General features: G+C 42.7%; 9 protein-coding genes and 1 pseudogene. 5 read left to right on the forward strand and 5 right to left on the reverse strand.

Annotated elements, in window-relative coordinates:
- Positions 1-11 precede the first annotated feature (11 nt).
- Positions 12-950: a D-hexose-6-phosphate mutarotase gene (locus J7545_RS22015; RefSeq protein WP_318699968.1), complete on the forward strand. Its 939-nt coding sequence runs from the start codon at positions 12-14 to the stop codon at positions 948-950.
- 111 nt (positions 951-1,061) lie between these two features.
- Here J7545_RS22015 and J7545_RS22020 read toward each other — a convergent pair.
- Positions 1,062-1,310 (reverse strand): annotated as a pseudogene (locus tag J7545_RS22020) (transposase); the annotation flags it as partial.
- Positions 1,311-1,388: 78 nt separating this feature from the next.
- On the opposite strand from J7545_RS22020, the gene J7545_RS22025 reads away from it, so the two are divergent.
- Complete coding sequence (locus J7545_RS22025; protein WP_318699967.1) at positions 1,389-2,006, forward strand: hypothetical protein; 618 nt, start codon at positions 1,389-1,391, stop codon at positions 2,004-2,006.
- Positions 2,007-2,417: 411 nt separating this feature from the next.
- Here J7545_RS22025 and J7545_RS22030 read toward each other — a convergent pair whose 3' ends face one another.
- Complete coding sequence (locus tag J7545_RS22030) at positions 2,418-2,975, reverse strand: Uma2 family endonuclease (RefSeq protein WP_318699966.1); 558 nt, start codon at positions 2,973-2,975, stop codon at positions 2,418-2,420.
- 103 nt (positions 2,976-3,078) lie between these two features.
- Here J7545_RS22030 and J7545_RS22035 point away from each other — a divergent pair, with 103 nt between their 5' ends.
- The 3 genes from J7545_RS22035 (at position 3,079) to J7545_RS22045 (ending at position 11,246) form a co-directional block, all read left to right on the forward strand.
- Positions 3,079-3,660 carry a Uma2 family endonuclease gene (locus tag J7545_RS22035; protein WP_318699965.1) on the forward strand — a complete coding sequence of 194 codons (582 nt, stop codon included), beginning with the start codon at positions 3,079-3,081 and terminating at the stop codon, positions 3,658-3,660.
- Between the two features lie 106 nt (positions 3,661-3,766).
- On the forward strand, positions 3,767-5,080 hold the full coding sequence (locus J7545_RS22040; protein ID WP_318699964.1) for a P-loop NTPase fold protein: 1,314 nt from the start codon (positions 3,767-3,769) through the stop codon (positions 5,078-5,080).
- Between the two features lie 4 nt (positions 5,081-5,084).
- Positions 5,085-11,246: an eIF2A-related protein gene (locus J7545_RS22045; RefSeq protein WP_318699963.1), complete on the forward strand. Its 6,162-nt coding sequence runs from the start codon at positions 5,085-5,087 to the stop codon at positions 11,244-11,246.
- A gap of 52 nt (positions 11,247-11,298) precedes the next feature.
- Here J7545_RS22045 and J7545_RS22050 read toward each other — a convergent pair whose 3' ends face one another.
- The 3 genes from J7545_RS22050 to ndhC are packed head-to-tail and all read right to left on the reverse strand — an operon-like array spanning position 11,299 to position 12,882.
- Positions 11,299-11,808: an NAD(P)H-quinone oxidoreductase subunit J gene (locus J7545_RS22050; protein ID WP_413038729.1), complete on the reverse strand. Its 510-nt coding sequence runs from the start codon at positions 11,806-11,808 to the stop codon at positions 11,299-11,301.
- On the reverse strand, positions 11,801-12,529 hold the full coding sequence (gene ndhK, locus J7545_RS22055) for a photosynthetic/respiratory NAD(P)H-quinone oxidoreductase subunit K (protein ID WP_318699962.1): 729 nt from the start codon (positions 12,527-12,529) through the stop codon (positions 11,801-11,803). Before ndhK ends, J7545_RS22050 begins: the two co-directional genes overlap by 8 nt.
- Positions 12,520-12,882 (reverse strand): photosynthetic/respiratory NAD(P)H-quinone oxidoreductase subunit C, encoded by a 363-nt coding sequence (gene ndhC / locus J7545_RS22060; RefSeq protein ID WP_271938464.1) that lies wholly within the window; start codon positions 12,880-12,882, stop codon positions 12,520-12,522. The genes ndhK and ndhC overlap by 10 nt, the downstream gene beginning before the upstream one ends.
- Positions 12,883-13,105 lie beyond the last annotated feature (223 nt).

Here is a 13,105-nt window from a genome sequence, read left to right on the forward strand (position 1 = left end):
AGGTTTATTTTATGATTAATCAACTCAACGATCGCTATGCAATTGACGGCCAACTCAAATTTATTGATGGCACAACCGAGTTCCCACCCGATCGCATTATATCGGTTCCTGAAGAAGTAGAAGGCTTTCCCATTATCCAAATTGAGAATAACTTCGCCAAAGCTACCATTGCCCTTTATGGAGGTCATGTCCTCTCCTTTCAACCCATGACTGAAGCGGAGGATCTCCTGTTTCTGAGCGAAACCGCACGCATCCAAGCGGGAAAAGGACTGCGCGGTGGAATTCCCGTTTGCTGGCCATGGTTTGGTCCCCATCCAGAAGATTCAAAACTTCCCAGTCACGGGTTTGTACGCAATCGGTTTTGGTCAGTTTTGTCCACCGCAACCACTCCAGAAGGAGAAACCCAAATCCAGTTAGGATTAACCGATACCCCAGAAACTCGTAAACTTTGGCCCCATGCTTGGGAATTGATCGTTGATATTGTCGTCGGTGATACCTTAACCGTGGGTTTAATTACTCGCAACCGAGGGAATGAACCCTTTACAATTACCCAAGCCTTACATACCTATTTCCAGGTCGGCAATATTGATGGAGTCAGGATTTTGGGCTTAGATAGAACAGAATATATTGATAAAGTCGATGGTGGAGCGCAAAAATCTCAAGCTGGAGTGGTAGAAATTGACTCAGAAGTCGATCGCATTTACATGAACGTTCCGCCTAAGTTAGCGATTGATGATTCCACCTGGAAACGCCAGATTCAGATCCTTTCTAAAGGGAGTAGCAGCGCTGTCGTCTGGAATCCTTGGTCTGAGAAAGCTGCTAAATTTGCCGATTTAAGCGATGATGGCTATCTTCGGTTTGTCTGTGTGGAAACCACTAATGCAGGGCAAGACCAAATTGAAGTGTTCCCCGGACATGAATATCGATTAGAGTCGAAAATTAGGAATTGAAATCATCGTAGGGTGGACAGGAGGATGAGCTATTGAGTCACTTTCGACAACTTTAGCCCTGCCCACCTTATATCCTGAGAGGGTTGCTACAGATAATTGACGCAAAAATCAACTTCCATGTTGACATAATTCTACATCTAAGGGTGCGCTTTTTCGCCCATTGTACAAATGGGTAGTTACAGCCACTATTCGATTGTCTGTTTTTCCAATTTCTCCCAGATATTGCCGTCCGACTCCACTGGTAAAGTGGCCGCTTTTACGATGCCCAGTATCATCGACAATCAGGGCAAATCCTGACTTGATTCTCATTGGAGAACACTTGTTCATTACTTGCAGACGGCCCTCATTTATTTGCGTACCATGCCAGGGGATATTGGTAAACAATGTAGTCTATTTTTGGCATCAGTCTAAAATAGAAGAGTAGAAAGGGAGATAATAATGAACCGATTAAAACTGTTTCAGTTGATCTTATTTATGGTGCTTGTAGGTGTGGGCTTTGCCGCTGATAGCAGGACAGAACCCTTGCCAGAAATTGCCCAAATCTCCAAGAATCTTACTCGACCTAGACTGCTTAATCCTGCGGAACTGGGTTGGGTGGAGCGCAATTTGTTATTGCACGATTCATTACCCGATCGCGAAATTATTATTGACCAAAGTTTTTGGCTCGGTTTTCGAGGGTTAGGCGATGTTGCTTTTGTCTCCACGGAGTTTAATAATAGCTTGGAATTTCATGTTATGCAGCCTAATGGTGAAGTTATTCACACTTTACCGCAAAACTCCCATGCAGAATCTTGGATTTTGTGGAGTTTAGAAGCTGTATCTTTCCAGGAAATTGACTTTGATGGTTCAGAACCAGATATTATCGTCGTTGCTGAGTATATCATTGGTGCTGGACCCAGGGGATCTGAGCCTTTTCCAGTAACTACGGTCTACTTTAATCAAGGCAGTCGTTTTAGCACCGATCCTGAGCTGAATAAATTATTAACTGAACGGGGAGTTAGCACGATCGCCGAAGCAGAACAAATTCTCCGCAGCGAACTGATGTTTTTACCCTAACCATAGAAGAGAGGAGTAAAAAACTGGTAAATGAAAGCACACTTTTTATTGTACCTCATTTATTTGAGAAATGCTATACAATATTTTAGTTCCTATTTACGCCACTTAAAAATCAATGTTGTAAACCCGCCCGATTGCTGGCTGTTGGGTGGAGTTAGGGCGGGTTTACAGAGGTTATGGGTTGGTATTGTAAATCGTTGGCGAACCCGCCCCTACAGGCGATCGCTTCTTCTGAAAATTGATAACTTCCCATTACGTTAACCCATATTCATCTCGCAATCTCGCTTGTAATTACTCGAACACAAGTTCGCCATCTCTGACCTTACCTTCTCGGATTTGTTGTATTGCACTACCAATTTTTTGGTGCAATTCTTCTAGTTGAACATTTATGACTGAGTTTTGTGCGATCGCTTATGTAAAAAAGTTATTGACTTTGCAAGAAAAATCAGGAAGCAAAGGAGATGTTATCTCATCTTCCTCTAATAAGGTCATCACTAATCCCAACTTTGCTTGTTCCCGTTGATAAACTTCTACTGTCTTTAATCGCCAGTCTACAATCCAATATTCCCGAACACCTTGATTAGAATATAATTTTAACTTGCTTTCTTTATCCCGACGAACATCAGCTTTACTTTCTGATAACACTTCAACCACTAACTCTGGAGCCGCGATAAAATGACCCGATTCATCCACACAGTTGTTTAACCTCTCATTCGTCATCCAAACCAGATCGGGGATAACATTATCGGTGTCAGTAAAGATCAGCCCTGGATTGAAGATTACTTCACCCAATCCCGCTTCGCTTGACCAGTTTTCTAGGGCTGTGCAAATTTTGCCAATGGTCTTTTGATGTTTCCAATGGGGGGCGTGGGTCATATACAATTCTCCATTGATAATTTCATACCGGTTATTGTTATCGGGCAACAGTTCTAAATCGGCTGATGTCCAGGGAATTTGAACGTTCGTCATAGGGGTGAGGGGCTATCTTACTGAAGTTGATTTAACTATAACGTTTTCCGGCGATCGCTGCTATCCTGAACTCAGTACTACTTTTTACTCTGGTTCGTGAACTATGGCTGCTCTAACCCTCGACCTCAGCCCGATCGCCACTTTAAACCGCAGTGAGTTCCGCAAGCTCTGCGCTGCTAACCGCGATCGCAAATTAGAACGAAGTCCTCAAGGAGAACTCATTATCATGTCCCCAACGGGTGGAGAAACTGGCTCTTGGAATTCTGAACTAATTATAGAAATAGGTCTTTGGAACCGTCAGCAAAAAGCTGGTGTGATTTGTGACTCCTCGACTGGGTTTGAACTGCCATCAGGGGGCGATCGCTCTCCGGATGTTTCCTGGATACCCTTAGAAAAATGGAATGCTCTCACTCCCCAAGAGCGCAAAGGCTTTTTGCCCCTATGTCCCGATTTTGTCATCGAGCTACTGTCCCCTTCCGACTCTTGGACAGCAGGAGTGCGAAAAATGGAAGAATATCAAGCCAATGGTTGTCGTTTAGGCTGGTTATTAGACCCCAAAGGCAAGCGAGTGGGAATCTATCGTCCTAATCAACCGGTGCAAATTCTCCATCAACCCCAAATTCTTTCCGGAGAGGATGTGTTAGTGGGATTTGAATTAGGTGTACAGTTTTTGTGGATTGAATAATGTAGTGAAGGAATGGCAAAGTTAACAATAGCTTTGAGCTATTTTGGCTATCTTCAAAAACCGCTATTGACGTAACGAATTGTAGAGCAAATTGCGATAAATTCCTATGAATTTAGATCTGATTCAATTCTTTAATGCATGTAATCCTAGCAAGACATTGAAAATCGGTCAACCGGAAGACCGTCGATATTATATTGATTTTTCACCGGTTCGCGGCGGCAATGTGATTCGTCGTTTGCAACGAACTATTACCCACCAAGCAGAACAGGCAACCTGCCAATTGTTTACGGGACATATTGGCTGTGGAAAATCGACAGAATTATTTCGGCTCAAAACCCAATTAGAAGAGAATGGATTTCATGTGGTTTATTTTGAGTCCAGCGCCGATCTGGATATGGCAGATGTGGACATTAGCGATATTTTACTGGCGATTACGCAACAAATTACCAGTAGCTTAGAAACCGCTAATATTTATCTTCAGCCCAATTATTTTATCAAATTATTTCATGAAATTGAAGACTTTTTAAAGGCTCCGATTGAATTTTTACCCGAAGCAGGTATTTCTTTGCGGTTAGGGATTGGTAGAATCACGGCAAAAACTAAGGCAAGTCCACGACTGCGGAGTCAGTTACGACAATATTTAGAACCGCGAACAGCAAGTATTCTCGATGCCATTAATCAAGAAATTATGGGGCAAGCCACGGAAGCATTGAAAAAGAAAGGTAAAAAAGGATTGGTGGTCATTGTTGATAATTTAGACCGGGTGGATATCTCTCCGAAAAGTTCGGGACGCTCTCAACCGGAATACCTGTTTATTGATCGCGGAGAACAGTTGAAACAGTTAAATTGCCATATGGTATATACCATGCCTTTAGTGCTACTTTTTTCTAATGAATTCAGTTCTCTCACCAATCGCTTTGGTGTGAAACCCCTGGTATTACCAATGGTTGCCGCGACATATCGAGATGGAAGCCCTCGTCTAGAAGGGATGAAATTGCTACGACAAATGGTTCTGGCACGAGGGTTTCCCCATCTCCCTCTGCAAGAGCGAGAACCTCTGGTGCTAGAACTTTTTGATACGTCCGAAACCTTAGACCGACTGTGTCAAATTAGTGGCGGTCATGTGAGAAATTTATTAGTATTGTTGTATAGCTGCTTGCAAGAAGATGACCCCCCAATTCAACGAGACAATTTAGAGCGAGTGATTCGGGAATATCGGGATGATATGGTGGCAGCCATTAAAGATGACGAATGGGAACTGCTGCATCATGTAATCCAACATCACGATATTGTGCAGGGAAAAGAGGAATATGAAATCTTGTTGCGAAGTTTGTTTTTATTAGAGTATCGAGATCAAGAGGGGCGTTGGTTTGGGATTAATCCCGCGATCGCCGAATCCAAGAAATTCCAGCCAAGATGAGGGTATGACGACCACTAGCACTGAGTCCAATTCTGTTAACGATCGCGCCTTAAAAACACTATCACGGGCGATCGCCCATTCTCAAGGTCATTTTTCCCTCATTTTAGTCCGCAGTAACTATCAGGTTTTGACCGCAGAAATTGTCGAGCGTCTGCAAGACTCCGGCTCTGCACCGTTGCCGGAATTTCAATTGCCGCCCTCTGTAAAAACCCTATATACCGCCATTCAGGATCGTTTGCAGCAGGAGCAGCCCCAAGGTTTACTGGTATTTGGCTTAGAGTCCATCGATGCGGTGGAAAAAATCCTCAATCCCACCAATCAGGTGCGGGAAGAGTTTCGTCAAAATTTCACCTTTCCCCTGGTGCTGTGGGTGAACGATCTGATTTTGCAGAAATTGACTCGGTTTGCCCCTGATTTTAAGAGTTGGGCAGCCATTCCGATTAAATTTGAACTGGGGACAGAGGGTTTATTGGAGGCGCTACAGCAAACGGTGGATGTGGTGTTACCGACACTTTTGGAAGTAGGCGCGGGAAAATTTATTGAACGCGAGCGGATTGCGCTTCCTGCGGGCTGTTTGCGGCTCGCGGAGCTAGAAATGGCATTTCGGGAGTTACAGCAGCACTCACAGCCCCAGGAAGCTTCTCTAGATGCCAATTTACATTTTTTGATGGGGCGAGAAGCGGATGCATCGGGCGAGAAGGAAAACGCCAAGCAGTGTTATGAACTCAGTCGCCAGCGTTGGCAAGAAGTCATCGACAATAATCCCTCACCCACCCATTGGACGCACTATGGCTGTTTGTTGTTTTATTTGGGATTATGGTGGCGGCAGTATGCAACGCTCCATCGCCACGAGTATGCGGAGGCTTGTCGGCAGGCGAAAGACCATTACCAGCATTGTTTGGAGGCTCTTCAACAGGCAGAACATCCGGATTTGGAGCAAAAGTTTATTAATGCCATGGGAGAGGTGTTAACGCGCCTAGGAGCGTGGCAGGAACTCAATGCTGTTGCTCGGAAAGCGGTTCCTTTACATCAAACCTATGGGGATTCTGTACGCCTAGCTCACAGCTATGGTTTTTTGGCTGAAGTTGCTCTAGCTCAAGGGCAACCAGAAGAAGCTCAAAAGTATGCACAAGAGGCGTTGCAATTGAATGAAGCAGCGCCAGATTCCGGTTTAGATTGGAGCTGGCATCAAGCCTATCATCGCAATTATTATCGCTTGCTTTTAGCCCGATCGCAGCAAGACTTGCGTCAGATTCCAGAGGCAGTCGAGAATCTGGAACTTGCTCGTAGAGAGAGTTTACCAGAACATGACCCGCCATTGTATATTCGCATTTTGGAGAGTTTGCGATCGCTAAAATTCGACGCTGGCGAGTATCTAGAAGCTTTTGAAATTAAACAGGAAAAGCAGTCCATTGAGCAACAGTATGGGTTGCGAGCATTTGTGGGAGCGGGACGGTTGCAGGTGAGACGACAGGTAGCTCATTTGGCGCTTCCCCATCGAGAGGGACAGTTAAATGTCACCGCAGAAATTGCCGCTTCCGGACGACTGCAAGATATTCAGCGCTTGATTCGTCGCATGGGTCGCACGGATTGTAAACTGACGATTATTCACGGACAATCTGGGGTAGGCAAAAGCTCCTTAGTCCAAGCCGGATTAGTGCCAGCGTTACGAGAGAAGGTGATTGAAGCCCGTGATGTGTTGCCGGTTCTCGTACAATCTTATGGTAAGTGGGAGAAAACAATTGGCGCAGCGTTTCCGAGGGGTTGCGAGCATTTACCAAAAACGAGTTTACCGATTTTAGAGGATGCTGAAGCCATTGTAGACCAACTGCGCCAAGGGAGCGATCGCGATTGGCTGACGGTGTTAATTTTCGATCAGTTTGAGGAGTTCTTTTTTGCTCACAAAGATCCCCAGGATAGAAAGCCCTTTTTCCAGTTTCTAGGGGAGTGCCTGAATATTCCCTATGTGAAAGTCATTCTTTCCTTGCGCGAGGATTATCTGCATTATTTGCTCGAATGCAACCGACTGGTCGATCTGGGTATTATCAATAACAATATTTTAGACAAAAATATTCTCTATTATTTGGGTAATTTAGCACCCGATGATGCGCGATCGGTCATTCAAACGTTAACGACTGATTCCCAATTTTATCTGGATGGAGACCTAATGGATGCCTTAGTCGCAGACTTGGCGCGAGATTTAGGCGAAGTGCGTCCCATCGAGCTACAAATTGTGGGAGCGCAACTACAAACGGATAATATCACCACCTTAGCCCAGTTTAACCAGTACGGCTCGAAAGAAGCTTTAGTCGAGCGCTTTCTCGATGAAATTGTCCAAGACTGCGGTCCTAATAATACTAACCTCGTCAAGATTATCCTCTATCTGCTCACGGATGAAAATAATACTCGCCCGTTGAAGACTCGCGCGGAACTGAAGAATGAGGTAGAGTTAACAGAAGAACGGATGGATTCCATCCTCAGTATTTTGGTGCGATCGGGTTTAGCTTTTCAAGTTCCCGGTTTTCCCGACGAGCGCTATCAACTCGTCCATGATTATCTCGTTCCCTTCATCCGGCAAAAACAATCCCAACAACTCATCGCCGAACTCGAAAAAGAGCGCGAACAGCGACGCTTAACCGAAGCCAAACTCAATCAAGCCCTTCAGAAAAATCTACGCACCGCACGCCGAGCCACCGCCACATTAGCAGGCTTATTATTCGCCATTACTGGAATCGCCAGTATTGCCACTGTTGCCGGAATTAACTTATATATTTCTGGTCTAATTTCTAAATCATCATCTAAACACAACAAAGAACTCGATCGATTAGTTTCAGCAATTGAGACTGGCAAGATACTGAAAAAAGTTCCTTTTGTCATGCCAGGTTTACGCTTAAAAGCAAAAATTGAGTTGAATCATGCGATTTTAAATTTGAATGAAATAAATCGCTTGGAAGGACACAGATCCGCAGTGACTAAAGTCGTATTTAGTCCTGATGGTCAACTCATTGCATCAGCAGACAAAAGGAATGAAATCAAAATCTGGGATATTACTGGACATCATATAGCTGATTTAGTTGGACATTCTGATAAAATAGCAGGAATTAGCTTTAATTATGACAATCGATTTGTTGCATCTGTTAGTGAAGATAACATACTAAAAGTTTGGGATATAGAAGCAGAGAAAGAAGAGAAGGAAGTTCAACTACCCCCGATCGCCAAACCAGTAACAAGTGTTAGTTTTAGTCCGGACAAAAATATTATTGCATTTGCATCAGGTCAAACAATTGAGCGTCTTAATATCTTGACTAGAAAATTTTTGCCGCAACTTAAAGGCCATAAGAATGAAATTACAAACATTGCATTTAGTCGAGATGGTACAATGCTCGCCAGTAGCGATTTGAATGATGAGGTAAAGATTTGGCATTTATATAGTGGAGAAAAACTGGCAACTCTATCTAGTTATGGAACTATTCACATTAATTTTAATGAAGATGGAAGCCAACTTACTTTAGTCAGTAAAGACAGTAGTATTAAACACTATTTACTAGAAAATAGACTCAGCTCAGTGACATTACTTAAAACAATTGAAGCCGATCTCCGGAGGAATCCTAATATTAAAGTTTCTAGTTGGAATTCACCAATACTGGCATTTGTCAATCGCCATAATTCTAAAACTATAAATTTAAAGTTAGTAGATGTAGATGATTTACCCTATTCGACTGAATTAGAGGGGCATCGAGATCGCATTAACGACCTCAGCTTTAATTCAAATCGTAAAATATTAGCTTCAGCCAGCGAAGATCGAACAATAAAAATTTGGGATATGAAAAAACACTTCGCCATATTAAGTAGAAATGGTAGTAATGAAGTCAATAAAGTTAAGTTTAATAAAAAAGGGGATCGAGTTATTACAACTCACTCTAAAAATAGAATTCGATTTATGGATAAGTATGGTGAAAATGAATCATTTATTCCATTTATACCTGCCAATAACTCCCTTATAGAACTTACTCTTGATGGGCAAAAAATACTAACGGAAACATCTAGAGATGAAATCCAAATTCATCCAACTAAAAATAAAGGGGAAAGTATAGCACAAAATGAAAATGGTCTTGCCAAAATTGCTATAAGTCCTGATGGCAAAAGAATTGTTGCTATTGGTTATGATAATGTAGTCAAGTTTCTAGATACCAATGGTCAGGTACTCAAATCAAAAGAATATCCGGAACTTGATACTCGATTATCATGGCTTCGATCCAGATATGGGATACAAGCGTTATTTTATACATATAAATCAAGAGATACTGTTTTATTTAGTCCGGACAGCCAACGCATTACCTTAATTACCAAGCATGAAGACGATCGTAAAAACACTATTTATCTTTTTTCTAGAGATGGGCAACGTCTCAAGAAAATTGATAGCCATATCAATGAAGTTACTAAGATTAAATTTAGTCCAGATAGTCAAATGTTTGCTACCATTGGTGATGATAACTTTATTTATATATATGATAAGAATGGCGAAGAAATTAATCTTTTGAAAGAACACGAAAATCAAATTACTGATGTTAGCTTTAGTTATGACAGTACGATGCTAGTCTCAAGTAGTCGCAACTCAACAGGACGTAGCGAAATTAAACTTTGGAATGTTAATAATCTATCAAATCCAATCAAAGTTTGGAAAAGCTATGCCACCAAAAACATTGAATTTAGCCCAGATAATAAAACAATTTCAACTTGGAATTATGATAACACGATCCAAATTTGGAATCTGCAAGGTGATGAAATTAAACTAATAGATCATGAGGGTGAAGTAACTGATATTGATTTTAGTCCATATGGAGAAATATTAGCTTCTGCAAGTGCCGATAACTTTGTACGTCTATGGTATAAAGATGGTACAGAACCTAAAGTTTTACGAGGACATTCAGAGACAGTCCGTCAGGTTGTTTTTAGTCCTACTAGTCAAACTTTCGTTTCTGTGAGTATTGATGGCATGGTTAACTTGTGGAGGCGAGATGGTAGCTTTAGAAAAACACTTCAGTCTCCCAGTAAAATAGAGGATAAAGAAAACAGTTACAGGCGCGATCGCATTCAATTTAGTAAGGATGGTAAGATAATTACTTTAGTTAGTAAAATAATCGAGCGCGATCGATCTACTTCTACTATACAGTGGTGGGATGATAAAGGTAAGAAAATCGACCCAGTTGATGAACGAAGCTCTTGGGACTTTGACAAAACAAGCTTTAGCCCCGAAAGTGGAACAATGGCTATAATTCATCCAATTCATGATTTGAATTTATGGGATTTAGATGGTAATAAACTACAGAATTTTTCTGGACACACAGACAAAATCAACAGCGTTAGTTTTAGCCAAGACGAAAAAATATTAGCTTCTGCAAGTGATGATAAAACAGTAAAGCTATGGCTCCTGAATGGTAAATTGAATGATAACTTTTTTAAAACACTACCCCATAAAGATAAAGTCAATGCTGTTAGTTTTAGTCCGGATAGTCAAATTCTAGTCTCTGGTAGTGACGATAACACGGTTCAAGTGTGGGATCGAGAAGGCAACTGGCTTGAGACACTTGAACATAAAGATAGAGTAAACAGCGTTCAGTTCAGTGATAAAGGTAGATTTCTAGCTTCTGCCAGTGGTAAACTTGTGAGAGTATGGCAGAAAAAGAGAGTCCCAAAGGAAAATGGAGAATTATTCCAAGAATACCCGTATCCTAAACCCTTAATACATGATGATATAGTAACCGATCTCTACTTCAGTGACGATGGTAAGTACCTTGTCTCTATGGCTAAAGATAATAGTGTCAAACTTTGGCGAGTTAGTGATGGTGAATTGAGGGAACAATTCAATAATGTGAGGGCAGTAACCTTTAGTCCAGACAGTAAGCTTTTAGTAACAGAAGACAAGATCTTAATGCTCGATAGCTTATGGTTCAAAGAAGAAATTGACCTTTCAACACCATATTCATGGAATAGTGTCCAATTCAACCCTGATGATGAAAAAACGATCGCCATCGGACATCGGAATGGTTTAAGTATCTTGTATTTAGACTTGGATAAACTTTTAACAAAAGCTTGTAATTTGGGCAATGACTATCTCAATAAAAAGAAATATCGTCACCTCTGTGATGGAGTAACTGAGGAATGAGACATGGCTGTAGGGGCAAAAAATATTTCACCCCTACAAGAAAAAACACCGATTAATATGCATCTTGCAATTCGTAGAAATCCGGAGAGATGTAATCTTTCCGCAAGGGCCAACCTACCCAGTCTTCTGGCATCAGCAGGCGCTTGAGATTGGGATGACCTTCATAGACAATCCCATACATATCATAGGATTCCCGTTCTTGGAAATCGGCCGCTTTCCAAATCCAATAGACTGAAGGCACTTTCGGGTTATCGCGAGGCAGATAAACCTTTACCCGCACTTCTTCCGGGTCAACCACATCATCGTCCACTTTCAGCAAATGGTAAAAACTGACTAATGCTTGACCCGGACCTTCATCATACGCACCTTGACATTGGAGATAATTAAAGCCATAGGCATAGAGCGCAGAGGAAATGGGTAGGAGAAATTGGGGTTCTACCTTAATCAATTCTATCGAAGAGCGATCGCGCCCCAAAAACTCATGACCAAACCCATTCTCACCCAACCAGCTCGAAACCGGTCCTGCCGTTTCCTGTGCTAACTCTTGATTTTCCTCAGCCACCCTGAACTTCCTCCTGTTTTTCACCTTCTAATGCTGCAGGAATCGGCATTCCATAAGCCTCTGCCAACGCTTTCGGGGGAGCTTGTCGCGTCTCGGATTGGAGATATGCTCCCGTCAAAATCGGTTCAACCACGTTCATTTTGTGGCTCACCTGATAATAACGATGGGTTTGCAGGATTTTGCTCCGTTCCTGAATCGTTTCATTCGCAATCTTTTTGCGCAACTTAATGATGGCATCAATAATTGCCTCAGGTCGCGGAGGACAACCGGGAATATAGACATCAACTGGAATCAGTTTATCCACCCCACGCACCGCAGAAGGGGAATCCATACTAAACATACCACCTGTAATCGTACAAGCACCCATGGCAATCACATACTTGGGTTCGGGCATTTGCTCGTACAAGCGCACCAGAGCCGGAGCATACTTCATGGTGATGGTTCCGGCTGTAATCAGCAAATCCGCTTGTCTGGGACTCGAGCGGGGAACCAAACCAAAGCGGTCAAAATCAAACCGGGAACCAATCAAGGCCGCAAATTCGATAAAGCAACAGGCTGTACCATACAACAGCGGCCAAAGTGAAGAGAGTTTCGCCCAGTTATACAAATCCTCTACCGTTGTCAGAATTACATTCTCTGACAGTTCGTTAGTGACTTGCGGACGTTCAACGGGATTAATCAGATTTTGTGTCATCTCTGTTTTACTAGAACCTACGACCATTCCAATGCTCCTTTTCTCCAAGCGTAGACCAAGCCCACCACCAGAATGGCGATGAAAATCAAGGCTTCGATAAAGGCTAACAGGCCTAACTTGCTAAAAGCTACTGCCCAAGGATAGAGAAACACGGTTTCTACATCAAAAATAACGAACACCAGGGCGAACATATAGTAGCGAATGTTGAATTGAATCCATGCCCCCCCCACCGGTTCAACGGCGGATTCGTAAGTGGTGCGGCATTCCGGGCCAACGCCTTTGGGACGCAGGATATAGGAAGCTCCCAGAGCCAACACGGGGACTGAGCTGCATAGCAGCAGAAAGCCTAAAAAGTATTCGTAACCGCTAAGAACAAACACAATGGGTTATTTAATCACGAAGGAGAACAAAAATACTGTGAACATTCTGACATAGTTCCGGCCCTTTCGCTTATGGCTCCAGGAAACCTGATGCCCCTGAGTAGGGGCTGATGGCGGATTAGGGAGAGGTATAGGAATGTAGTATGGTGATGATATGTGCTGGCGATCGCCAGGCTCTCTTTCGATTTGACACGCAACCGTATAAGTAAGCAATCTCCCCCCC

It is taken from the genome of Roseofilum sp. SBFL, assembly GCF_017746885.1.
GTDB lineage: Bacteria > Cyanobacteriota > Cyanobacteriia > Cyanobacteriales > Desertifilaceae > Roseofilum.

Coding starts and splice junctions, on each gene's coding strand:
- J7545_RS22045 (WP_318699963.1), top strand. CDS start 5,085: ATGACGACCACTAGCACTGAGTCCAATTCTGTTAACGATCGCGCCTTA.
- J7545_RS22025 (WP_318699967.1), top strand. CDS start 1,389: ATGAACCGATTAAAACTGTTTCAGTTGATCTTATTTATGGTGCTTGTA.
- J7545_RS22035 (WP_318699965.1), top strand. CDS start 3,079: ATGGCTGCTCTAACCCTCGACCTCAGCCCGATCGCCACTTTAAACCGC.
- J7545_RS22030 (WP_318699966.1), bottom strand. CDS start 2,975: ATGACGAACGTTCAAATTCCCTGGACATCAGCCGATTTAGAACTGTTG.
- J7545_RS22040 (WP_318699964.1), top strand. CDS start 3,767: ATGAATTTAGATCTGATTCAATTCTTTAATGCATGTAATCCTAGCAAG.
- J7545_RS22015 (WP_318699968.1), top strand. CDS start 12: ATGATTAATCAACTCAACGATCGCTATGCAATTGACGGCCAACTCAAA.
- ndhK (WP_318699962.1), bottom strand. CDS start 12,529: ATGGTCGTAGGTTCTAGTAAAACAGAGATGACACAAAATCTGATTAAT.